General features: G+C 73.7%; 20 protein-coding genes and 1 tRNA gene. 9 read left to right on the top strand and 12 right to left on the bottom strand.

Translation table 11 applies throughout. The features are described 5' to 3' along the window. Nucleotides 1-6: 6 nt before the first annotated feature. Together ACIHEI_RS01380 and ACIHEI_RS01375 are read right to left on the bottom strand one after the other, a co-directional pair. Nucleotides 7-501: a hypothetical protein gene (locus ACIHEI_RS01380; protein ID WP_396605220.1), complete on the bottom strand. Its 495-nt coding sequence runs from the start codon at nucleotides 499-501 to the stop codon at nucleotides 7-9. Between the two features lie 164 nt (nucleotides 502-665). Beyond that, nucleotides 666-1,091 carry a hypothetical protein gene (locus ACIHEI_RS01375; protein WP_396605219.1) on the bottom strand — a complete coding sequence of 142 codons (426 nt, stop codon included), beginning with the start codon at nucleotides 1,089-1,091 and terminating at the stop codon, nucleotides 666-668. Nucleotides 1,092-1,405: 314 nt separating this feature from the next. Here ACIHEI_RS01375 and ACIHEI_RS01370 point away from each other — a divergent pair, with 314 nt between their 5' ends. The 7 genes from ACIHEI_RS01370 (at nucleotide 1,406) to ACIHEI_RS01340 (ending at nucleotide 6,628) form a co-directional block, all read left to right on the top strand. Next, the gene (locus ACIHEI_RS01370) at nucleotides 1,406-1,609 is read left to right on the top strand and encodes a hypothetical protein (RefSeq protein WP_396605218.1); all 204 of its coding nucleotides are present in this window, start codon (nucleotides 1,406-1,408) and stop codon (nucleotides 1,607-1,609) included. 34 nt (nucleotides 1,610-1,643) lie between these two features. Further along, on the top strand, nucleotides 1,644-1,880 hold the full coding sequence (locus tag ACIHEI_RS01365; protein WP_387638189.1) for a response regulator transcription factor: 237 nt from the start codon (nucleotides 1,644-1,646) through the stop codon (nucleotides 1,878-1,880). A gap of 128 nt (nucleotides 1,881-2,008) precedes the next feature. Next, entirely contained in the window at nucleotides 2,009-2,782 is a 774-nt protein-coding gene (locus ACIHEI_RS01360; protein WP_396605217.1) for a lysostaphin resistance A-like protein, read from the top strand. Continuing rightward, the gene (locus ACIHEI_RS01355; RefSeq protein WP_396605216.1) at nucleotides 2,779-4,056 is read left to right on the top strand and encodes a sensor histidine kinase; all 1,278 of its coding nucleotides are present in this window, start codon (nucleotides 2,779-2,781) and stop codon (nucleotides 4,054-4,056) included. Before ACIHEI_RS01360 ends, ACIHEI_RS01355 begins: the two co-directional genes overlap by 4 nt. Continuing rightward, nucleotides 4,008-4,652 carry a response regulator gene (locus tag ACIHEI_RS01350; protein WP_387638198.1) on the top strand — a complete coding sequence of 215 codons (645 nt, stop codon included), beginning with the start codon at nucleotides 4,008-4,010 and terminating at the stop codon, nucleotides 4,650-4,652. Before ACIHEI_RS01355 ends, ACIHEI_RS01350 begins: the two co-directional genes overlap by 49 nt. Before the next feature lie 56 nt (nucleotides 4,653-4,708). Next, nucleotides 4,709-4,903 carry a hypothetical protein gene (locus ACIHEI_RS01345; RefSeq protein WP_396605215.1) on the top strand — a complete coding sequence of 65 codons (195 nt, stop codon included), beginning with the start codon at nucleotides 4,709-4,711 and terminating at the stop codon, nucleotides 4,901-4,903. A 39-nt stretch (nucleotides 4,904-4,942) separates the two neighbouring features. Continuing rightward, complete coding sequence (locus ACIHEI_RS01340; protein ID WP_396605214.1) at nucleotides 4,943-6,628, top strand: hypothetical protein; 1,686 nt, start codon at nucleotides 4,943-4,945, stop codon at nucleotides 6,626-6,628. A 12-nt stretch (nucleotides 6,629-6,640) separates the two neighbouring features. On the opposite strand, the gene ACIHEI_RS01335 is transcribed toward ACIHEI_RS01340, so the two are convergent. The 9 genes from ACIHEI_RS01335 to ACIHEI_RS01295 form a co-directional block, all read right to left on the bottom strand. Next, nucleotides 6,641-9,142, bottom strand: a complete 2,502-nt coding sequence (locus tag ACIHEI_RS01335; RefSeq protein ID WP_396605213.1) for a tetratricopeptide repeat protein — start codon at nucleotides 9,140-9,142, stop codon at nucleotides 6,641-6,643. A gap of 201 nt (nucleotides 9,143-9,343) precedes the next feature. Beyond that, nucleotides 9,344-9,417, bottom strand: a tRNA-Ala gene (locus ACIHEI_RS01330). A 140-nt stretch (nucleotides 9,418-9,557) separates the two neighbouring features. Further along, the gene (gene glpR, locus ACIHEI_RS01325; protein ID WP_396605212.1) at nucleotides 9,558-10,625 is read right to left on the bottom strand and encodes a gephyrin-like molybdotransferase receptor GlpR; all 1,068 of its coding nucleotides are present in this window, start codon (nucleotides 10,623-10,625) and stop codon (nucleotides 9,558-9,560) included. A 163-nt stretch (nucleotides 10,626-10,788) separates the two neighbouring features. Next, nucleotides 10,789-11,415 (bottom strand): GNAT family N-acetyltransferase, encoded by a 627-nt coding sequence (locus tag ACIHEI_RS01320; protein ID WP_396605486.1) that lies wholly within the window; start codon nucleotides 11,413-11,415, stop codon nucleotides 10,789-10,791. Continuing rightward, nucleotides 11,412-11,903, bottom strand: coding sequence for a molybdenum cofactor biosynthesis protein B (locus ACIHEI_RS01315; RefSeq protein ID WP_396605211.1), 492 nt, complete (start codon nucleotides 11,901-11,903; stop codon nucleotides 11,412-11,414). Before ACIHEI_RS01315 ends, ACIHEI_RS01320 begins: the two co-directional genes overlap by 4 nt. Next, the gene (gene moaC / locus ACIHEI_RS01310; RefSeq protein ID WP_387638881.1) at nucleotides 11,900-12,337 is read right to left on the bottom strand and encodes a cyclic pyranopterin monophosphate synthase MoaC; all 438 of its coding nucleotides are present in this window, start codon (nucleotides 12,335-12,337) and stop codon (nucleotides 11,900-11,902) included. The genes ACIHEI_RS01315 and moaC overlap by 4 nt, the downstream gene beginning before the upstream one ends. A gap of 116 nt (nucleotides 12,338-12,453) precedes the next feature. Beyond that, entirely contained in the window at nucleotides 12,454-13,767 is a 1,314-nt protein-coding gene (glp, locus tag ACIHEI_RS01305) for a gephyrin-like molybdotransferase Glp (RefSeq protein WP_387638217.1), read from the bottom strand. A 26-nt stretch (nucleotides 13,768-13,793) separates the two neighbouring features. After that, on the bottom strand, nucleotides 13,794-14,714 hold the full coding sequence (gene galU, locus ACIHEI_RS01300) for a UTP--glucose-1-phosphate uridylyltransferase GalU (RefSeq protein ID WP_387638219.1): 921 nt from the start codon (nucleotides 14,712-14,714) through the stop codon (nucleotides 13,794-13,796). Nucleotides 14,715-14,771: 57 nt separating this feature from the next. Then, a complete protein-coding gene (locus ACIHEI_RS01295) occupies nucleotides 14,772-15,611 on the bottom strand; it encodes a GGDEF domain-containing protein (protein ID WP_392952299.1) in 840 nt (279 codons plus the stop codon). 60 nt (nucleotides 15,612-15,671) lie between these two features. Here ACIHEI_RS01295 and ACIHEI_RS01290 point away from each other — a divergent pair, with 60 nt between their 5' ends. Further along, nucleotides 15,672-16,268 carry a 5-formyltetrahydrofolate cyclo-ligase gene (locus tag ACIHEI_RS01290; protein WP_387638223.1) on the top strand — a complete coding sequence of 199 codons (597 nt, stop codon included), beginning with the start codon at nucleotides 15,672-15,674 and terminating at the stop codon, nucleotides 16,266-16,268. A 418-nt stretch (nucleotides 16,269-16,686) separates the two neighbouring features. On the opposite strand, the gene ACIHEI_RS01285 is transcribed toward ACIHEI_RS01290, so the two are convergent. Beyond that, nucleotides 16,687-19,431: a penicillin acylase family protein gene (locus ACIHEI_RS01285; RefSeq protein ID WP_396605210.1), complete on the bottom strand. Its 2,745-nt coding sequence runs from the start codon at nucleotides 19,429-19,431 to the stop codon at nucleotides 16,687-16,689. Between the two features lie 217 nt (nucleotides 19,432-19,648). On the opposite strand from ACIHEI_RS01285, the gene ACIHEI_RS01280 reads away from it, so the two are divergent. Next, a complete protein-coding gene (locus ACIHEI_RS01280; protein WP_392952307.1) occupies nucleotides 19,649-21,169 on the top strand; it encodes a potassium/proton antiporter in 1,521 nt (506 codons plus the stop codon). Nucleotides 21,170-21,220: the final 51 nt, after the last annotated feature.

Here is a 21,220-nt window from a genome sequence, read left to right as displayed (position 1 = left end):
CGCCCGTCAGGTCTGTGGCCGGAAGATCTGGGCCTCCGCCAGGTCGCTGCTCCAGTCGACCTGCCAGCCGCGGCTTGCGGCCAGGGCGGCCAGCCCGTCGAGGCCGATGCCCCGGTAGTAACGCCGCCGGATGCTCGTCCTGGGCATCAAGTCCTTGCCCTTGTACTTGTAGCGGTACTTCTTGTTGTGCTCCAGCCGCGACCGCACCCTGGCCAGCTCCCGTTCGATGCCCCGGTCGAGCGCCCGCGCGGCCCACGCCTCCCACTCCTCGCGGGTGCCGTGCCGCTCCAGGCGGTAACGGCTCGGCGTGAGAACGAACTTGGACGCACCGGGCTCGGCCGTGCCGTCGAGCGCCACCGAGCCGTCCAGGAAGTCCCAGAGGACCCGGATCGGCAGCCAGAACCACTGCAGCCCGAACTGGAGCCGCAGCCCGAACGCAGAGCGCTGCGGCAGTGGGCCGGTACGGAGGCCGGGTGGGGCCGGTGGGTGCCAGTTGCTCATCCGAATGCCTCCAGGGTCCTCACGTCGTCCGGGCCGAGCAGTGCACGCTCCGAACCACAGTTCGATCTTCGTACACCAAGCGCAGGGTATCTTCCGCCGCCGAAGAGGCCGACGGGGCGTCAGGGCAGCGCGAGCACGAGCGGCCGGACGGCGCTGCCGGGGCGTCAGGGCAGCGCAAGCACGAGCGGCCGGACGGGGCTGCCGGGGTCGAGTCGGTAGCTCCAGTCGGCAGGCACCAGCAGGCACTGGGCGGCGCGCAGGCGCAGCGTGCTGCGGCCGGCGGCGGAGCCGGGGGGCGGGCTCAGCTGGACCGCCGCGGCGCCGCGCCGTTGCACCAGCAGCACGGCGGCATGGCCGTGCTGCCACGGTCCGGCGAGGCGGTCGGGGACGGCCAGGACGGGGCGGGCCAACTCGCGTTCCAGGGCGGCGGCCAGCGCATCGGCGGAGCAGTCCGGGGCCGGTTCCTCCTGCTCGCTCCACATCAGCGCCGGCCCGGAGCGGGCGGTGCCGCCCCGCAGGAAGGCCGCCAACTCGACGACCTGGCCGTCAGGTTCGGGGGACCGCCGGTCCTCCCCTTCGTACCACTGCACGACTGCCCCCTCCGGAGCGGGCGCCGAGCCGTCTCGGGCACCGCCGAACCATCCTGGGCCGCTCTCAAACCTGATGGACAGTCACGAGATCGCGTGACACCCGACCCCGTACAACCATTCCGGCAGGACGTGGCCTTTCAACCGATGTGACCTGTTTCGCCCCCTGGTCACTTTGCTGCCAGCGCAGTTGATGAGGTGGCCACCCGGTGGTCCGGCGGTGGCCCGGCGGACATGCTGGATGCAGGCCGAACAGCACCGGGCAGCACCGCCCGACCGGCCCGCTCCCCACCCCACAACCGCCCTCGGAGGCCCCCATGAAGCGCGCCCTCGCCCTCGCCGCCGTCACCGCCGCGGCCCTGTTCGCCGCCGTTTCCCCGGCCTCCGCCGACACCGCCGCCCCGACCGGCTCCACCACGCTGCAGCAGCAGGTGACGGTCGACCTGCCGGACACCCCGATGGGCGGCGACACCTCGTGGGGCGGCGCCTGCGAGACCCCCCTCTGCAAGCCCTGGAACTGACCCCCGCTGCCACCTCGACCTCCGGGAGTTCTCCATGCACACCTCCACCGTCCAGCACCCCGCTGCCACCGTCGGGTTCAGCCGCCGCGAGCTCCAGGTCCTGCACCTGGTCGGCGAGGGCGCCAGCTATGCGACGATCGCCCGCCGGCTGGGGCTCAGCCCGCACACCGTGGACACCTATCTGCGCCGGATCCGCGCCAAGTCCGGTGTCAGCTCGCAGGTCCAGCTCGCGCTGCTGGCCTCCCGGCTGCCCACGCCGGCAGCCGCCTAGGACCTAGGAAGGGGCGAGGGGGTGCAGCTAGGTGCACCCCGGCCGGGCAGGTGGCTGCAATGGCACGAGAAGCGCCGCCCGGGATCGTCATGGGTGACACGACGATCCCGATCGAGAGGCGAACTCCCATGCGGAACACCCGGGCCACCCGGACCGGCTGGTTCGGCCCCGCCGCGCTCTTCCTCGCGGTGGCCTTTCCGGCCGCCGGCCTGCTGGGCGCGGTCCAGCCGCTCACCGGACTGCCCGACGAAGTCCTCCAACTGACCCAGTTCGGCCCGGCGTTGGGCGTGGCCGCGGTCGCCCTGATGCGGCCGTCGCAGGTATGGGGCCTGCTGACGGCCGGCGGGGCGCGCGGCCCGCGCGGGGCGCTGCTGCTCAGCGCCGTGGCGATCACCGCGCTGGCGGTGGCCGGCGCCCTGCTGCTGCACGGCGGTGTCCCGGTGCGCCACCCGGGTTCGCTGGCCGCCCCGTTCGGCGTGGTGGTGGTCGCCCAGTTCGTGGGCGCCTGCGGCGAGGAGATCGGCTGGCGCTGCCTGCTGCAGCCGCTGCTGCGCACCCGTTTCGGCCCGCTCGGTTCGTCCGCCGCGGTCGGTCTGCTCTGGGGCGCCTGGCACGTGCAGGTGTTCGCGCAGGCCCCGGCGTACGCGGCCGGGTTCCTGGCGGCGACGGTCGCCATGTCGGTGCTGCTGGGCCTGGCCTGGGAGCGGATCGGCGCCCACCGGCTGCTGCTCGCCGGCGGCTTCCACACCCTGGTGAACCTGGGCATGCTGCTGTTCCTGGACGAGGAGTCCGGCGCGGTGGAGCCGATGCTGCTGTTCGGCGCGGCAAGCGTGCTGGTCGCGCTGCCCTGGGTCCTGGCCGACCGCCGCCCGGCCCGTGCGGATAGGCTCGCGACGACATGACGGACCGACAGATGCGCTTCCGGGGACCACTGGTCACCCTGGCCCGCTGCCAACGACTCTCGCTGGACGCCCTGGTGACGTCACTGCGGGGGCTCGCGGCGCTCGGCGCGCTGACACTGCTGCCGGTCGGCCTGGGTCTGCTGCTCCTGCCGTCCGCGGCCGGCCTGCTGCGCCGCGGCAGCGACCGCGAACGCGACCGCACCGCCCGCTGGACGGGCACCGTGCTCGACGATCCCGAACCGCTGCCCACCGCCCCGACCGTCACCGGCCGGGCGGTGGCGGTGCTCGGCTCGCACGCCTTCTGGCGCGACCTCGCCTGGTCCTGCTTCGGCCCGTGGAGCACCGGCCTGCTGGTCGCCGTCCCGCCGACGCTGGTCGGCTTCGGCCTGTTCGGCGCGCTGGTGCAGCCGTTCATCTGGCAGTACCTCGGCCCGGACAACTGGTACGCCTTCGTCCCGGTGGAGTCCACCGGCACCGCGCTCGCCGCCGCCGCGCTCGGCCTGGCCTTCGTCGCGGTGGGCCTGTGGCTGACCGTCCCGGTGCTGGTCCGCTACGGCGAGTGGACCGGCAAGCTGCTGGGCGACCCGTACGCGACCCGGCTGGAGCGCCGGATCGGCCAGCTGACGGACAGCCGGGCCGACGCCCTCGACACCCAGGCCGCCGAACTGCGCCGGATCGAACGCGACCTGCACGACGGCGCGCAGGCCCGGCTGGTCGCCCTCGGCCTGACCCTCGACCAGGCCGACCGGCTGGTCGACAGCGACCCGGCCGCCGCCCGCCGGCTGCTCGGCGAAGTCCGGGCCAGCTCCGAGCGGGCCCTGCAGGAGCTGCGCGACCTGGTCCACGGCATCCTCCCGCCGGTACTCGCCGACCGCGGCCTGCCCGACGCCGTCCGCTCGCTCGCCCTGGACGCCTTCCTGGACGTCGAGGTGGACGCCGACCTGCCCGGCCGGCTGCCCGCCGCCGTCGAGGGCGCCGCCTACTTCGCGGTCGCCGAACTGCTCGCCAACGCCGGCAAGCACTCCGGCGGCCGCACCGTGCGGATACGACTGCGCTGCGCCGACGGCCTGCTGCGCGCCACCGTCACCGACGACGGCCGGGGCGGCGCCGACCCGGCCCGCGGCAGCGGCCTGGCCGGGGTGCGCCGCCGACTGGCCGCCTTCGACGGCACCCTCGCCCTGGTCAGCCCGCCGGGCGGACCGACCACCGCGACCCTGGAGCTCCCGTGCGCGTCGTCCTCGCCGAAGACCTCTTCCTCCTCCGTGACGGCCTGAGCCGCACCCTCGCCGAACACGGTTTCGAGGTCGTCGCCGCCGTCGACAACGGCCCCGAACTGCTGCGCGCCCTGCGCGAGTTGCGCCCCGACGTGGCCGTCGTCGACATCCGCCTGCCGCCCACCCACACCGACGAGGGCCTGCAGGCCGCGCTGACCGTCCGCCGCGAACGGCCCGCCCTGCCGGTGCTGGTGCTGTCCCAGTACGTGGAGCAGCTGTACGCGCAGGAACTGCTCGCCGACGGGGAGGGCGCGGTCGGCTACCTGCTCAAGGACCGGGTCACCCACACCGCGCAGTTCGTCGACGCCGTCCGCACCGTCGCCTCCGGCGGCACCGTGATGGACCCGCAGGTGATCGCCCGCCTGATGGCCCGCTCCACCGCCCGCGGCACCACCGCCGACCTGTCGCCCCGCGAACTCGACGTACTGCGCCTGATGGCCGAGGGCCGCTCCAACGCCGCGGTGATGGCCGAACTGCACATCGGCGAGAGCGCGGTGGCCAAACACACCGCCGCGATCTTCGGCAAGCTCCGGATCGACAACACCCCCGACGCCAACCGCCGCGTGCTCGCCGTCCTCGCCTATCTGAAGCGCTGACGCCCTGGCGCCGCGCAGTCGGGCTCGTACGGTCCTGAGGAACCGCCGAACCTGGAGTGCCACTTCGCTCGCCGAACCCTCCCCCGGGCCAACTCGCCCTCACCGCAGGGGCCGCCGCACTCGCCCTGCTGCTGTCCACTCCCCTGGTGGCCCGCCTGTTGCGGCCGCTGCTCGCCCCGCGACTCGGCCTGCTGCTGCGTCGCCGGAGCCTGTCCCCGGAAGCCGGTCCGCCGCCCGCCCGTGATCGCTAAGCTGCCGGGGCGGTGGTGGAACGATCACGGAGGAACGGTTTGCGGGGCGAGTGGATCAGGGTGCCGGTCGGCGACGACTCCGCACGGTGGACCACCCGGGGCGAGTGCCGGCGGGTCCTGCTGGTGGCACACAACGTCACCTCGGCGACCCGGCTGCTCGACGTGGTCGGCCTGTTCCGCGACGACCTGCGCGTCCAACTGCTGGCCACCTGCCCCGGCAGCTCCCCGTTCCGCTCCGGGCTGCCCGAACTCCTCCACTCCCTGGGCGTCCCCGTCGTCCCCTGGGAGCAGGCCCTCGAGCTCGCCCCCGAGCTGGCGATCTCGGCCAGCTTCGGCGGTCAACTGCACGAGCTCAAAGGCCAGTTGGTCATCCTCTCGCACGGCGTTGGCTACAATAAGAAGCTGGCAACACCGGACACCGGACACCGGACACCGGACACCGGAGCGCCGGTGTTCGGGCTTTCGCGCGAGTGGCTGCTCCACGACGGGGTCCCGGTCGCCGATGCACTGGTGCTGTCCCACCCCGATCAGCTCGACCGGCTCGCGGCGGCCTGCCCGGAGGCGGCCGGCACGGCGGTGCTCGGCGGTGACCCGTGCTTCGACCGCATCCTTGCGGCCCGCCCCCGCCGCGACGCGTTCCGCCGGGCGTTCGGCGTCCGCCCCGGGCAGCGCCTGATCGTCCTCAACTCGACCTGGAACCCCACCTCGCTGTTCGGCGACGGCGGCGCGGAGGACGTCCTGCCGCTGCTGCTCTCCCGCCTGCCGGAGCTTCCGCTGGACGAGTACCGGGTCGCCGTCGTCCTGCACCCCAACGTGTGGCACGGCCACGGCCCCGGCCAGGTCCGGCTCTGGCTCGACGGGGCCCGCCGGGCGGGCGTGACGCTGGTCGACCCGGTCGCGGACTGGCGGCAGGCCCTGATCGCCGCGGACGCCGTGATCGGCGACTTCGGCTCGGTCAGCTACTATGCGGCGGCCCTCGGCACCCCGGTGGTGCTGGCGGCGGCCGGCGCGTCCGTCCTCGACGACGGCTCCCAGGTCGCCGCGTTCGTCCGCGAGGCCCCGAAGCTCGACCTGCACGCCGCGCTGGCCCCGCAGTTGGCGGAGCTGCTCGCCCGCGGCACGGCACCGGCCGGACCGGCCGAGCTGACCAGTTCCCGCCCGGGCGAGTCCGCCGGTCTGCTGCGCGCGCTGTTCCACCGACTCCTCGACCTCCCCGAACCGCCCGCCCCCGCACTGCTCGACCTGCTGCCCCTGCCCGCCCACCAGCCGCCCCTGGTGACGGCACCCGTCCGGGTCCTGGCCCACGCCGCCAAGGACGGCACGGTCGAGATACGCCGGTTCGCCGCTCCCCGCCACGAGCCGGAGGGCCCCGGCACCGCCCACCTGGTCGCCCACGAGGACACCCTGGACCCGGGCACCCTGGCCCTCGCCGACGTCATCGTCCGCCACGGCACCCTCGACGACCCCCTGCTCGACCCGCCGCTCGCCTGGGCCGATCACACCCTGTCCCGCCACGCCTCCTGCACCCTGGCCGTCCAGATCACCGGCCCGACCACCTGCACGGCCCGCCACCGCTCCGGCGCGAACCTGGAGTTGACCTCCCTCGACGGCCTCGACCCGGCCACCGCCGCCTCCGCCCTGCTCGCCCTCGGCCCGGCCACCGGCACCCTGACCGTCCGCACCGCCACCACGATCCACCGGGTGACGGTCGCTCAACCCCGCTGACGTGCAGCTCGGTCACTCGCCCGCGCCGCCGCACAGCGACCGCAGCACCGCGAGCGGCACCAGGTGGAACACCGCGCCGCCGCGCTCCAGCAGCACCCCGGCCTCGTCCAGCAGCGGCAGCGCCTGCGCCCCGTGCCCCTGGTCGATGAGCGTCTGGACCAGGTCGGTGAGCGCGCGGGCGGTGTTGTATGCCTCGCCGGTGCCGCGGAAGAACGCCACCGCCTGCTCGATCGACGCCCGGGCCTCCTCGAACCGGCCCAGTCCGCGCAGCGCCCGGCCGCGGTGCCGGGCGAGCAGGGCGCGGGCCCGGGGCAGGTCGGCCTGCCCGCTGTCACCGTCCCCGATGCCGTCGAGCAGTCCGACGGACCGGTCGAAGCACTCCAGCGCCTCGGCCCAGCGCCACTGGCGCAGCCGCAGCAGGCCGAGCGTCTCCACGGCGGTGGCCTGCCCGCGCAGGTGACCGTCCGACTCCTCCACCTCGGCGGCCAGCACCAACTGCTGCTCGGCCTCGCCGTACTCCTGCAACTCGGTGAGCGCCAGCGCGAGTTGGACGTGCATCCGGGCCGCCACCGAAGGCCGGACGGCGGACGCGGCCCGCGCACCGGCCCGCAGCGCTGGCAGCAGTTCGTCGTGCCGGCCGGCCTTCAACTGGACCGCCCACAGCGCCTCGACCAGCTGGCAGACCAGGTCGGGGGCGGCGAACTCCTCGGCGGCGCCCACGGCTTCCACCAGGTTGGGCAGTTCCGCCCCGAGCGCCGCCAGCGCCTCGGCCTCGCCGGGGTAGCCGTCCGGTCCGAGCTCCGCGTACAGCGGGCCGAGGTGCCAGCGCTGCGGGAGCGCCGCGTAGTCGGCGCGGACGGCGAGCCGCAGGTAGTGATCGACGGTGCGCCGCACGGCAGTTGCGCAGGCCGCGAGCCCGTCCTCCCGAATGGCTGCTGCCTCGGCGTGCCGGCGGACGGCCGGGCGGTAGCGGTGGCGGCCGTCGAGGGCGGTCTCCAGCAGTCCGGCGGCGGCGAGTTCGTCCAGCGCCTCGGCGGCCTCGGCCTCGGTCAGTCCGGTGGCGGCCGCGGCGGCGGCCGGCCCGATCGCGGGCCATCGGCGCAGCGCGCAACTGCGGTACACCGAGGCGCTGTTCGGCGCGAGGCGGGCGTACCGGTCGGCGGTCGCGGCCTCCACGGGGTCGGCGAAGACCTGCCCGGCGAGCGCCCGCGGCGCGGTCTCCCCCAGCACGGTGGCGGCGGCGCGCAGCGCGAACGGTGAGCCGGCGCAGCGGTCCAGCACCCCGGGCAGGGCGGCCTTGGCGGCGGTGACGGCGTGTTTGCCGGCCAGGTCGGTGAGCAGCCGGCGGGCGTCCTTGTCGGCGAGCGGTCCGACGGGGAGGTTCAGCGCGTCCAGCCCGGCCAGCGGGCGGCGCGCGGTGATGACGGTGACGACGCCGGGGGCGGCGGTGAGCAGAGGCCGCACCTGGGCGGCCGAGTGCGCGTGGTCGAGGACGACCAGCAGCCGTCGCCCGGCGAGCAGTTGCCCGAACCGTTCGGCCCGGTCCTCGACGGTGGCGGGCAGCTGGTCGGCGGGGACGCCGAGCTTCTGCAGGAAGCGCCGCAGCACGGTCGCCGGGTCGGCCGCGCCCTGCTGTCCGCCGGCGCGCAGGTCGGCGTACAGCTGTCCGTCGGGGAACCGGTGGGCCTCCCGGCCGCCCCAGTGGATCGCCACCGCGCTGGTGCCGATGCCGTCCGGGCCGTGCAGGAGCACCTGCCGGGGCCGGCCGTCCGCCTTCCGTCCGGCTTCCTTGTCGAGCGCGGCAAGCGGCCCCTTGCGGTCGGTGAAGTACCGGGTGGAGACGGGCAGCAGCCGCGGCACCGCGTCGGCCTGCTCGGACTCCCCGTCGGCCAGGCCCGTCAACCACGCGGCCAGCGCCCGGGCGTGGGCCGGATCGCGCCGCGCCCCCTCGACCAGCAGCCGGGCGAGTTCCTCCCGCTCCTCGGCCCCGGAGGGCGCCGCGAGCTGACGGCCGGTCACCCGCTGGGCCAGGTTCCCGATCGACTCCCAGGCCCACTTCCCGGCTTCCCCGGCCATCGCCGAGCCGATCGTGCCCAGCACCCCCGCGACCGCCGAGACCGACAGCGGATCGATCATGCCCCCACCCCTCAGTACCGTGCGCGAAGACGACGGCCTCCGCCCACTCCACCCGACGCGCCCAACGGTAGCCTGCACACCACCCTCCGTCAGCACGCCTTCCCGGCCCCCGGCCCCGGCAGCGGTCCGGCCGACCGCCCAGCCGCAGGTCGGGATGACGGTGGAATCGGCCAGCACCGACCCGGAGTCGTCCACGGTGAGCGCGAACAGCGCGCCCTGGCTGTCCAGCCGCCCGTCGTGGCTCTCCGGGTCGCGGCCGAACACCTCCATCAAGGTGTTGCGCACCTCCGCGAGCGGGAACAGCCTGCCGTAGACCCGTGCTGCCAGGTATGCCCAGGCGCGGGCTTCGTCCGCCGCAGCGGGTGACCGTCCTGCCACGGGAACAGCCCGTCGGCGTCCAGCGAGTAGACCTTCTGCTTCTCGTCCGGCGCCGGCACCGCCTGAGCGCTGAACAGTTCCACCGCCCGCCAGAACTCCACCACGGCCGCCGCCCGTTCGACCCCGCCCGCCACGCCTGCCTACCGAATCGCCGCAACGCAGAAGTCCCGCCCGGGTGACCCGGGCGGGACTTCTGTTGGGTGGAGCTGAGGGGATTCGAACCCCTGACCCCCTCGATGCGAACGAGGTGCGCTACCGGACTGCGCCACAGCCCCAACAAGAAGAAACTCTATCACCCCTGGAGGGGTACTCATGACCATGGTCGCCGGGCGGCCGTGACTGGACGTTCGAAGCCCCGGAAAACACGAACGCCCCGGCCACCTGGATCGATGGGCGGGGCGCTCGGAGGTGCGGGCTACTCGTTGGCGGCGCGGGGGCGGTACTCGGGGGCCGCCTGGTGGCCGGGCTCGCCGTACTGGTCGAACAGCGGGGTGGCGGCGGGACGGCCGGAGTCCCAGGTGTTCGGGGCGGCGAGGTCGAGGCCGCGGTTGACCCGGGGGGCCACCGGCGCGGTGACGTAGGTGGGCAGCGGGACGGGGACGGGCTCCCAGGAGTCGGGTCCGGCCGCGGCGCGGGCGCGGACTCCGTCGACCCACTCCTCGTGCTCGGTCGCGTCGGCGAGGGCGCTGGCCCGGGCGGCGGGTTCGGTCGGGACGTCGATGCCGTGCGGCGCGGTCGCGGTGTCGGCCGTCCGGGCCCGCTCGCGTTCCCGCAGCCGCTCGGCGGCCTGCGCGGCCCGGACCCGGTCGAACTTGACCTCGTAGCGCTGCCGCTCGAGGCGGCGCAGGTGCCCGATGTAGAGGGTGAGCAGGATGCCGGGCACGGCCGGCACCCAGAGGAACGCGACACCGGCCACCGCGGCGACCACCGCACCGAGCGCGAAGGCGAGGAAGAGCATCGAGACCATCCGCCGCCGCCGGGCCAGCAGCCGGGCCCGCCGCTCGGCGGAGCGCCGCTCGTCCTGCTCGCCGCGAGCGCCCTTCCCGGCCGGGGAGGCCGACGGAACCGCCGAAGCGGGCGGCGCGGACGGGGCGGGAGCGACCGGCTGGACGGCAGCGGCGGGCGCGGCCTTCTCGGCGGTCGCGACCGGCTCGGCCGGCGCGTCGGGCTCGGACCCGGGCCCGGAGGCCGGGGCCGCCTCGGCGCCGTCCCATCCGGCGGGCCGGGTGGGGACGTCCGCGGGGTCGGCGAGGACCCCGTCCGGCTCCCCGGCGGGGTGCTGCTGGTCGGCGGTCTGTTCGCCGAGGGCTCGGGCCGCGCGCCGCTCCATGGCCGATCGCCCGGCCAGCAGGCGGATCGCGGTACTGAACCGTTCCGTCGGACGCGACTCGTTGAGCTCGTCCTGCCTGCGGAGCCACATCGGCACCAGATAGGCGGCCCAGGCCCCTACGATGACCGCGTAGATAAGGCCACTGCTGCTCACGTTTCACACGGTACGGGCGCGGGGTAAGGCGCTGCAGCAATTTGGGACGGCGTGTCGTCCGATCAAGCTGATTCTCAGACTATTTTGCCGCCATTTGTGGCGGCTCGCCCCGGCTCCGGCGCCCCGCCGATGCCATATCGATATCTACTATTCGAACAGATATTCAATTCTCCTGCGGAGGACCACTCCTGAGGGAGTGCCAGCGCCGCAGCAGGCCGTCGGCGGCCTCGTCGGCGGTGAGCGCGTAGACCAGGTGGTCGCGCCAGTCGCCGTCGATGTGCAGATAGCGGGGGCGCATTCCCTCGGCGCGGAAGCCGAGTTTCTCCACCACCCGACGGCTGGGCCGGTTCTCGGGGCGGATGCACACCTCGATGCGGTGCAGGCCCAGGTCGCGGAAGCAGTGGTCGACGGCGAGCGCGACGGCGGTGGGCGTGATGCCTCGGCCGGCCACCGCCTCGTCCACCCAGTAGCCGATGTTGGCGGAGCACATCGAGCCCCAGGTGATCCCGCCGACGGTCAACTGGCCGACCAGGCGGCCCCGGTAGACCACCACGAAGGGCAGCATCCGGCCGGCGGCGGCCTCCGCGCGCAGGTAGCGGACCATCTGCCGGAAGGTCGGCCGGGGCAGCGGGACGCGGCCGGGCGGGGCGGGCGGGACGGTGGCCTCCCAGCGGCGCAGCCACTCCCGGTTGCGCCGGCTGACCTCCTGCCACTCGGCCTGGTCGCGGCGGCGGATGGGCCGCAGCACGATGTCGCCCTCGGCCAGTTCGACCGGCCAGCCCGCGTTCAGTGCGCACCGCCCGCGGGGCGCGGGTGGTCGCCGCCGGCCAACTGGTCGACGGCGTGCGGCAGCAGCGGGGCGAGCACCGCGAGGCCGTCGCGGACGCCGCCGGTGGAGCCGGGCAGGTTGACGATCAGGGTGCGTCCGGCGAGGCCGGCCAGGCCGCGGGAGAGCGCCGAGGTGGGCACCTGCTCGCGGCCGTACGCGCGGATCGCCTCGGGGATGCCGGGGATCGGGCGGTCGATCACCCGGGCGGTCATCTCGGGCGTGAGGTCCTGCGGGGAGATGCCGGTGCCGCCGGTGGTGAGCACCACGTCGTACCCGGCGGCGACGGCCTCGCGGAGCACGGCCTCGACGGGGTCGCCGTCGGGGACGACCGTCGGGCCGTCGGCCGCGAAGCCCATCTCCCGCAGTCCGGCGACCAGCAGGGGGCCGCCCTTGTCCTGGTACACGCCGGCCGCGGCCCGGTTGGAGACGGTGACGGCGAGCGCCCTCATCGGGCGTCCTCCCGCACCCAGTCGCCGCTCTTGCCGCCGGTCTTGCTGAGCACCCGGACGTCCTCGATGGCGGCGGCCTTGTCGACGGCCTTGACCATGTCGATGACGGTGAGCGCGGCGGTGGCGACGGCGGTGAGCGCCTCCATCTCGACGCCGGTGCGGTCGGCGGTGCGGACGGTGGCGGTGATCTCCACGGCGGTGTCGGTGACCGTCAGGTCGACGGTGGTGCCGGTGAGCGCGATCGGGTGGCAGAGCGGGATCAGGTCGGGCGTCCGCTTGGCGCCCATGATGCCGGCGATCCGGGCGACGGCGAGCGCGTCGCCCTTGGGGACGCCCTCGCCGCGCAGCAGCTCGACCACCCGGGGGGCGACCCGGACGCGGCCGGCCGCCACCGCGACCCGGGTGGTGGTGGCCTTCTCGGAGACGTCGACCATCCGGGCGGCGCCGGTGTGGTCGACGTGCGTGAGGCGGTCGCCGGGGGGTGTGTCGGTCACGAATGGGCTCCAGTAACACGGTGCGAATCTCGCGCTACCGTACCGCCCCGCGCGGGTCAGTCCGTGAGAAGGAGCACATCGACGGGGCTGCCGGCCGGCAGTGCGGTGGTGTCCTCGGGCACCGTGATCAGGCAGTCGGCCTGGGCCAGCGCCCCGACCAGGTGCGATCCCTCGCCACCGACCGGACCGACCGTGCCGTCCGCCGGGCGGTACCGTCCGCGCAGGTACTGCCGCCGTCCGGCCGGGGAGCGCAGCGCGGCGGTGGTGGTGGCGCGCACCACGGGGCGGTGCACGTCGGGGGCGCCGAGCATGGTGCGGATGACGGGGCGGACGAACAACTCGAACGAGATGTACGCGCTCACCGGGTTGCCGGGCAGCGCGAGCAGCGGCACGCCCCGCTCGCCGCCGATCCGGCCGTAGCCCTGCGGCTTGCCGGGCTGCATCCGCAGCCGCCGGAAGTCCACGCCGGCGTAGTCGGCGAACACCTCCTTGACCACGTCGTACGCGCCGACGGAGACGCCGCCGCTGGTGACGATCAGGTCGGCCCGGCCGAGCTGGTCCTCCAGTACCGCGCGGAGAGTTGACGCCTCGTCGGGGACGCCGCCGACCCGGTAGGCGACGGCGCCGGCGGCGATCGCGGCAGCGGTCAGGGTGAAGGAGTTGGAGTCGTGGATCCGGCCGGGGCCGGTCTCCTCGCCGGGCTGGACGAGTTCGCTGCCGGTGGAGAGCACCACGACGCGCGGCCGGGGGCGGACCCGGACGGTGGCCCGGCCGATCGCGGCCAGCAGGCCGATCTGGGTGGGGCCGAGCACGGTGCCGGCCTCCAGCACGGTGTCCCCGGCGGTGACGTCGCTGCCGCGGCGGCGGATGAACGCGCCCTCGGAGACCGGGCGCAGCACCCGCACCTCGGTGCCCTCGTCGGCGCCGCCCATCGCGTCGGCGGCCTGCCCGGTGCCGGTGCCGCCGTCGGTCCACTCGACCGGGGCGACGGCCTCGGCGCCGGGCGGGACGGGGGCGCCGGTCATGATCCGGGCGGCCTGGCCGGGGCCGACCTTGGGCAGGTCGCCGGCCCCGGCGGCGATGTCACCGACCACGGCGAGCACCGACGGGTACTGCCCGGTGGCCCGCACGGTGTCGGCGGTGCGCAGCGCGTAGCCGTCCATCGAGCTGTTGTCGAACGGCGGCAGGTCGGCGCCGGCCCGCACGTCCTCGGCGAGCCGGCAGCCCTGGGCGTCGAGCAGTCGCAGTTCGATGGGCGGCAGCGGGGCGGCCGCGAAGAGCACGTCGGCGAGGTGTTCGTCGACGCTCCACAGGCGCGGCGAGGCCGGGGAGCCGGCGCCCTCTCCGCAGGGGTCGTGCTTCCCGGTCATCGCCTCACGCTCGCCTTCGTGGTGGGTCAGCCCTGCATCTCGGCGGCGACGAACTGCCGCAGCCAGGTCCGGAATTCGGGGCCGAGGTCCTCGCGCTCGGCGGCCAGCCGGACGATCGCGCGCAGGTAGTCGGCGCGGTCGCCGGTGTCGTAGCGGCGGCCCTTGAACAGCACACCGTAGACCGGGCCGCCGGCGTTCTCGTCGCGGGTGGCGAGTTCGCGCAGCGCGTCGGTCAGCTGGATCTCGCCGCCGCGGCCGGGCGGGGTCTCGCGCAGCACGTCGAAGACGGCCGGGTCGAGCACGTAGCGGCCGATGACCGCGTAGTTGGACGGGGCGTCGGCGGTGTCGGGCTTCTCGACCAGGTCGGTCACCTGGAAGACGTCCTCGCCGAAGCCGTTGGGCTTGACGGCGGCGCAGCCGTAAAGGTGGATCTGCGCGGGGTCGACCTCCATCAGCGCGACCACGGAGCCGCCGAGTTCCTGCTGCACCTCGATCATGCGGGCCAGCAGCGGGTCCCGGGGGTCGATCAGGTCGTCGCCGAGCAGGACGGCGAACGGCTGGCCCGCGACGTGCTGTTCGGCGACCGAGACGGCGTGGCCGAGGCCCTTCGGGTCGCCCTGGCGGACGTAGTGCATGTTGGCCAGCTGCACGGACTCCTGGACGCGGCGCAGACGGTCGTGGTCGCCCTTGCGGGTGAGCAGCTCCTCCAGCTCGTACGCGCGGTCGAAGTGGTCTTCCAGAGCACGCTTGTTGCGACCGGTGACCATCAGTATGTCGGACAGACCGGCCGAGGCGGCCTCCTCCACGACGTACTGGATGGCCGGCTTGTCGACGACCGGGAGCATCTCCTTCGGCGTGGCCTTGGTGGCGGGGAGGAACCTGGTGCCGAGGCCGGCAGCGGGGACGACTGCCTTGGTGACCGGCGTGCGGGCGTGCTTGTTCGTCATGCGTCGACCTTACTAAGGCAGGAACTCCACCCCGCTGAGAGGCGGATGAATCGTCGGTCAGGGCCGGTCACCGGTCGTATGGGGGCCGACGGTGGTCACGGGCGGGGCGAGGGGGTTCCCGCCGGGGCCGGAAAACACCTTACCGGGCACCGGTGAAGCGTCCGGACCGCTCGACGCGGGCGGGCCGGACGGAGCGGGGCGCCAGCAGTCGCCGCCGGCCGCCCTGGCCTCGGCGAGCGCGCGGTCGGCGGCCCGCAGCAGGACGGCGGCGTGCGCGCCGTCCCGGGGCAGTACGGCCAGGCCGATCGCGGCGGTCAGCCCGCTGCGGGCCTCCGGGTCGGCCGGCTCGCCGGGGTGACGGTCGGTCAGGCGGTGCCGGCGCACCGACCAGCAGAGCCGCTCGGCGACCTGGGCGGCGCCCTCCGGGGCGGTGTCGGGCAGCAGTACCAGGAACTCCTCGCCGCCGTATCGGCCCAGCGTGTCGCAGCTGCGGATCTCCACGGCCAGCCGCTGGGCGAGGTCGCGCAGCATCCCGTTGGCGCGCGAGCGGCCGTGCTCGGCGACCAGCGCGTCGAAGCCGACGAGCTCCACCATCAGCACCGACAGCGGGCGCGGGTCGACGGCGGTGGCCTCGGCCCGGCGGGCCCGTTCGATCTCCTGGTCCAGGGTGAGCTGGAGGTGCCGGTAGTTCCACACCCCGGTGAGCGGGTCGCAGGACGCGGTGCGGCGCAACTCGTCCCGTTCCGCCGTCAGTTCCGCGATCTTCGCCAGAAGTTCCGTCTCCCTGCCGCCGGGCGCGGCCCCGGCCCCGCGGCGGCGCAGCGCCGCGACGCCGGCGGCGACCGGGGCGGCCGCGCCGAGCACGGCCAGGGCCTGGAGCAGGAGCGGGGTGGGCATGCGGCGGCCTCGACGTGTCAGGCTCGTGTCACTGCGAATGACGGAGCCGAAGGGATACGGATGGTGTCTGCGGATCAGTTGTCCAACGACAAGGCGGCGCTCAGGTCACGGCTGCTCGCCGAACGGCGGGCCCTCACCGCCGAACAGCGGGCCGCCGCGGCCCGGGCGCTGGCGGAGCACGCGACGGAGCTGGTGCCGCCGGGCGGCACCGTCGCCGCGTACGTCTCGGTCGGCGCCGAACCCGGCACCCGCCCGCTGCTGGCCGCGCTGGCGGCCGCCGGGGCGCGGGTCCTGCTGCCGGTCCTGCTGCCGGACAACGACCTCGACTGGGCCCCCTACGAGAGCGAGGCCCGGCTCGCACCCGCCACCCGCGGGCTGCTCGAACCGCTCGCCGACCGCCTCGGCCCCGACGCCGTCCGCGAGGCCGACGTCGTCCTGCTCCCCGGCCTGGCCGTCGACGCCCGCGGCATCCGGCTCGGCCGCGGCGGCGGCTCCTACGACCGCGTCCTGGCCCGCCTCGCCCGCGCCGGCGCCCACCCGCTGCTGGCCACCCTGCTCTACCCGCACGAGCTCCTCCCCGCCGTCCCCGCCGAACCCCATGACCTCCCGGTCCACGCCGTGGTCACCCCGGCCGGCGTGACCCGCTTCGCGGACTGACTCGAGGAGACCTGCCTCCGGCGGCCCGGGGCACTTGCGGGAAGCGGCGCGGAACCGCCGGAGGCGGCACGCGTGAGAATCCGCCCGGGTCGTGGCAGGAACGACCCGCCGCAGGCGGGCGCTCTGCGGTGCACCGGGGTCGGCGCGGCCACCGGCCGTGAGCGGGCCCCCGCAGGGTTGGCGGTACGCAAGGTACGGAGCCGGCGTCACCGCCCGCCGCAGGCGGGAGAGCCCTGCCCGTCTGCTCGTCGGCGGATTCCCGGCCCCGCCGGAGGCGGAGCGTGCCGGTCGCTGCACCCGGGGGCGTCATGGCCGTCGTCCATGAGCAGCAGCCGGAGTCCCCCTCTTCTCTCCGGAACTCATGCCGAAGGCGGACCCCCTTGTCGTTGGGGGTCCGCCTCGGTTGGGGCAGGGGCTGTCAGCCGGCGGTCAGGGTGAGGGTGTTCTTCCCGGACTTGGTGACGGCGTCCTTGGTGTAGGACCAGGGGAGGAGTTCGCCCTTGGCCCAGAGGTCGGTCTGGTCGTTGTAGTTGGGGTGGAAGGTGTGGCCGGAGGCGCCGCCGACGTTGATCCAGCGGGAGGCGTCGAAGTCGCTGAGGTCGACGACCATGCGCATCGAGGGGATCCAGTCGACGTCGTAGCCGGCGGCGGCGTTCCAGCCGGTGGCGTCGACCGCGGCGCTGCCGCCGGACATCTTGTACGGGCCCCGGTTGAGCAGCTTGTGGACGGCGGTGGAGGCGATCGACGAGTCGTCGGTGCCGAGCGTGGGCTCCTGCAGGGTCAGCTGGTGGAGTCGGCCCCAGCTCCAGGTGGAGATGTCCTTGCCGAGGCGCGAGGTGAGGTCCTGGCGGGCGTCCTTGAGGGCCTCGGCGAGCAGCTTGTCCAGGCCGTGCTGCTGCTGGTGGTTGGAGTCGATGTAGTCCCACCACGGCGACTTGGGGTCGGCGAGCTGCTGGCGGACGACCTCCATCCAGCGGTCGCCGCCGTCGGGCTGGGCCAGCGAGGGCTTGCGGGTGCCGCACTCGGTGACGGCCTGCGCGGCGCCGCCGAGCGCGTCGTCGGGGAGCGTGTTGTCGCGCTTCTGGCGGACCAGCAGGCAGTCGCCCTCGACCCGCAGGTCGGCCGGGAACTTCTGGCCGAAGGAGAGCATCAGCAGGTTCCGCCAGACGCCGTTGTAGTACGCGGCGGCGGCGGAGTCGGCGTCCTGGTGGTAGTTCCAGTCCTTCAGCAGGTCCTGGGCCTCGCGCACGTACGGGTCGTCGATCTGGACCTTGAGCAGCAGCGGGACGAGTTCCTTGGCGAGCACGCTGGTGTTGTCGAGCTGCATGGACTGCATGTCGTTGAGGGAGATCTTGCCGCCGTTCTTCAGCTTCGACTGAATCTGGTCGGTGATCTCCTTGGCGCGGGTGCCGTACTCCCAGTCCTTGGTGAGCAGCGGCTTGTAGGTGTCGTCGACGACAGCCTGGTTGGCCGTGACGATGTAGCCCTCGGGCGGGTTGTACGCGTAGGGCAGCGACTTGAACGGCAGGTAGTTCGCGTTCCAGGCGTAGGTGGAGTCCCAGCCGGGGGCGGGGTAGCGGCCGTCGCCCTTGCCGCGGACCGGGATCAGGCCGGGGGCCTGGTAGCCGATGTTGCCCTTGGTGTCGGCGTAGATCAGATTCTGCGCGGGGACGGCGAAGTCCTGCGCGGCGGCCCGGAAGGTGGTGAAGTCGCTGGCCTTGTCGAGCTTGAAGACGGCGTCCATGGTCTTGCCGGGGACGAGCGCGGTCCAGCGCAGCGCGACGCCGTAGCCGGCCGCCCGGTCGGGGGCGGCGTTGCCGGCGGGCGCGTAGCTGCCGATCTTCTGGTCCTCGGAGGACTGGTCGGAGATCATCGGCATGCCGTCCTGCGTGGTGCGGACGGTGATGGTCCGGTCCGAGCCGCCGGCGACCTTGATGGTCTCCTTGCGGACGGTGAACTTCACGTCCTTGCCGTCGAGCAGGTAGGTGTCGGGGCCGGTGACCTTCTCCAGGTACAGGTCGGTGACGTCGGCGCCGAGGTTGGTGAAGCCCCAGGCGATGTCCTTGTTGTGGCCGATGACGACGCCCGGCATGCCGGCGAAGGTGTAGCCGGCCGTGTCGTAGGTGCAGGCGGCGGAGGCGGCGCGGCAGTGCAGGCCCATCTGGTACCAGATCGACGGCATGCCGGGGCCGAGGTGCGGGTCGTTGGCCAGCATCGGCTTGCCGGTGGTGGTGTTGGCGCCGGAGACGACCCAGGAGTTGGAGCCGATGCCCTGCCCGTTGGGGCCGAGCAGCTGCGGCATCTCGCCCATCTTGCCGGACAGGTCACCGAGCAGCTGCTGGGTCACGGCCCGGGCCTGAGCGGTGGTCACCGCGGCGGCGCTGCCGGGCTGGGCGGGCACGGTGGCGCCCTCGCCGGGGGTGTAGGTGCCGTCCGTGACGACCTTGCCGGTCTTCACGATGGTGCCGTTGCGGTCGTACGGGTAGTCCGGGTAGAGCTGGGCGATCTGCTCGGTGGTGAAGTTCTGCGTCAGCAGCGAGCGGTCGATCTCCTCCTGCATGTTGCCGGACAGGCTCCAGGCCATCGCCTTCAGCCAGGCCACCGAGTCGACCGGGTCCCACTTCTCGGGCGTGTAGCCGGAGTTGACGGCGCCGAGCAGCGCGTACTCGACCGAGGCGCCGGCCCCGCCGGGGTGCTCGGCCAGCCAGGCGTTCACGCCCTCGGTGTACGCGGTCAGGTTGCGCTTGGTCTCCTCGGACAGCGTGGTGTCCCACTCCTTCTGGGCCACCTGACGCCAGCCCATGGTGCGCAGGAAGCTGTCCTTCTCCACCGTGCCGGAGCCGAACATCTCGGAGAGCCGGCCGGCGGTGATGTGCCGTCGGACGTCCATCTCCCAGAACCGGTCCTGCGCCTGGACGTAGCCCTGGCCGCGGAACAGGTCGGCGTCGGTGTCGGCGTACAGCTGCGGGATGCCCTTGTCGTCGCGCACCACGTCCACCGGGGCGGACATGCCGGGCACCTTGACGGTGCCGCTGACCTGCGGGAACGACGAGCGGACGGTGTCCGCTGCCCACCAGCCGCCGCCGGCCAGACCCGCCACCAGCATCACGGCCAGCAGGATCACGATCAGACGTGCGCGCCGGAACTTCTTCGAGCGGGGCATCCGAGTCCTTGTATGAGGGAGCGTGCAGCCGTAACAGGTCACCACATTAGGGCGACGGCAGCGGCAGCTGTGCACGGGGGACACCGGCAGGGCTTCGCCGGTGCCGTTCGGACCCTATCGGGCCTGGATGAAAGGAGGGACTAGCGTAAAGATCAAGTAAAATGTTAGACTGAGTAACGATCCGTCAGCCGCCCTTCCTGCCCCGAGGTGCCCCTGCGTGACCGTTGACCACCTGAACGAGCTGCTTCTCGAGTCCGCCGTCATCCTGCTCGTCGCCGTCGGCGCCGTCAGGCTCTCCACCCGAACAGGGCTGCCGTCACTGCTGCTGTACCTCGGCATCGGTGTCCTGCTCGGCCAGAACGGCATCGGCATAAGTTTCAACAACGCCGAACTCACTCAGGTCCTGGGCTACGCGGCCCTGGTGGTCATCCTCGCCGAGGGTGGACTCAAAACCAGCTGGAAGGCGATCAAACCGGTCGTACCGGCAGCCGCCGTGCTCGCCACCGTCGGCGTCGCGGTCTCGGTGTTCGTCACCGCCGCCGGCGCGCACTGGCTGGTCGGCCTGGAGTGGCGCACCGCGCTGCTGCTCGGCGCGATCGTCTCCTCCACCGACGCCGCGGCGGTCTTCTCGGTGCTGCGGACGGTCCCGCTGCCCAAGCGCCTCACCGGCCTGCTGGAGGCCGAGTCCGGCTTCAACGACGCGCCCGTGGTGATCCTGGTGGTGGCCTTCGCCACCACCGGCGAACTCGACTCCTGGTACGTGCTGCTCGGCACCATCGCCATGGAACTGGCGATCGGCGCGGCCGTCGGACTCGCGGTCGGCAAGCTCGGCGCGTACGCGATGCGCCGGGTCGCGCTGCCCTCCTCCGGCCTGTACCCGATCGCGGTGCTCGGGCTGATCGTGCTCGCCTACGCGGGCGGCGCGCTGCTGCACGCCTCCGGATTCCTGGCCGCGTACCTCGCCTCGGTGGTCCTCGGAAACTCCAAGCTGCCGCACGGCCCCGCGGTGCGCGGCTTCGCCGACGGACTCGCCTGGATCGGCCAGATCGGCATGTTCGTGCTGCTCGGCCTGCTGGTCACCCCCGCGAGCATGGGCTCGGCGATCATTCCGGGCCTGGTGGCCGGCACCGTGCTGGTGTTCGTCGCCCGGCCGCTGTCGGTGATGGTCAGCATGACGCCGTTCCGGATCTCCTGGCAGGAGCAGGCCCTGCTGTCCTGGGCCGGACTGCGCGGCGCCGTGCCCATCGTGCTCGCCACCATCCCGCTGGTGTCCGGCGCGGCCGACGCCGAACAGCTGTTCAACGTGGTGTTCATCCTGGTCGTGGTCTTCACCCTGCTCCAGGGCCCGACGCTGCCGATGGTCGCCCGCTGGCTGAAGATCGGCGAGGGCGACATGGGCCAGGACCTGGACATCGAATCCGCCCCGCTGGAGAAGCTGCACGGCCACCTGCTGTCCGTGCAGCTGGCCGCCGGCTCCCGGATGTCCGGCGTCGAGGTCTCCGAGCTGCGCCTGCCCAAGGGCGCCGCCGTCACCCTGGTGGTCCGCGAGGGCTCCAGCTTCGTCCCGGAGCGGATGACGGTGCTGCGCGAGGGCGACGAACTGCTGGTGGTCACCACCGACGAGGTCTCGGAGGCCGCCGAACACCGGCTGCGCGCCGTCGACCAGGGCGGCAAGCTGGCCGGCTGGCTGCACAATGCCGAGGCTTCACCTTCCGTTCCCAGAAGGAAAGCGGGCTGAACCGCTAAGCTGAAGGCTGAAACCCCGATTCCCCCGCATCTGCCTGATGCA

Source organism: Kitasatospora sp. NPDC051984 (genome assembly GCF_044593455.1).
Classification (GTDB): domain Bacteria; phylum Actinomycetota; class Actinomycetes; order Streptomycetales; family Streptomycetaceae; genus Kitasatospora.
The sequence above is the reverse complement of the archived record's forward strand: the minus strand, read 5'-3'. Positions and strand labels throughout refer to the sequence as shown.

Bases quoted from the DNA above. Each gene is read 5' to 3' on its own strand.
- glp (WP_387638217.1), bottom strand. From the start codon at position 13,767: ATGACCGGGAAGCACGACCCCTGCGGAGAGGGCGCCGGCTCCCCGGCC.
- ACIHEI_RS01315 (WP_396605211.1), bottom strand. From the start codon at position 11,903: ATGAGGGCGCTCGCCGTCACCGTCTCCAACCGGGCCGCGGCCGGCGTG.
- ACIHEI_RS01295 (WP_392952299.1), bottom strand. From the start codon at position 15,611: ATGCCCACCCCGCTCCTGCTCCAGGCCCTGGCCGTGCTCGGCGCGGCC.
- ACIHEI_RS01290 (WP_387638223.1), top strand. From the start codon at position 15,672: ATGGTGTCTGCGGATCAGTTGTCCAACGACAAGGCGGCGCTCAGGTCA.
- galU (WP_387638219.1), bottom strand. From the start codon at position 14,714: ATGACGAACAAGCACGCCCGCACGCCGGTCACCAAGGCAGTCGTCCCC.
- ACIHEI_RS01360 (WP_396605217.1), top strand. From the start codon at position 2,009: ATGCGGAACACCCGGGCCACCCGGACCGGCTGGTTCGGCCCCGCCGCG.
- ACIHEI_RS01365 (WP_387638189.1), top strand. From the start codon at position 1,644: ATGCACACCTCCACCGTCCAGCACCCCGCTGCCACCGTCGGGTTCAGC.
- ACIHEI_RS01370 (WP_396605218.1), top strand. From the start codon at position 1,406: ATGAAGCGCGCCCTCGCCCTCGCCGCCGTCACCGCCGCGGCCCTGTTC.
- ACIHEI_RS01380 (WP_396605220.1), bottom strand. From the start codon at position 501: ATGAGCAACTGGCACCCACCGGCCCCACCCGGCCTCCGTACCGGCCCA.
- ACIHEI_RS01285 (WP_396605210.1), bottom strand. From the start codon at position 19,431: ATGCCCCGCTCGAAGAAGTTCCGGCGCGCACGTCTGATCGTGATCCTG.
- ACIHEI_RS01355 (WP_396605216.1), top strand. From the start codon at position 2,779: ATGACGGACCGACAGATGCGCTTCCGGGGACCACTGGTCACCCTGGCC.
- moaC (WP_387638881.1), bottom strand. From the start codon at position 12,337: ATGGTCGACGTCTCCGAGAAGGCCACCACCACCCGGGTCGCGGTGGCG.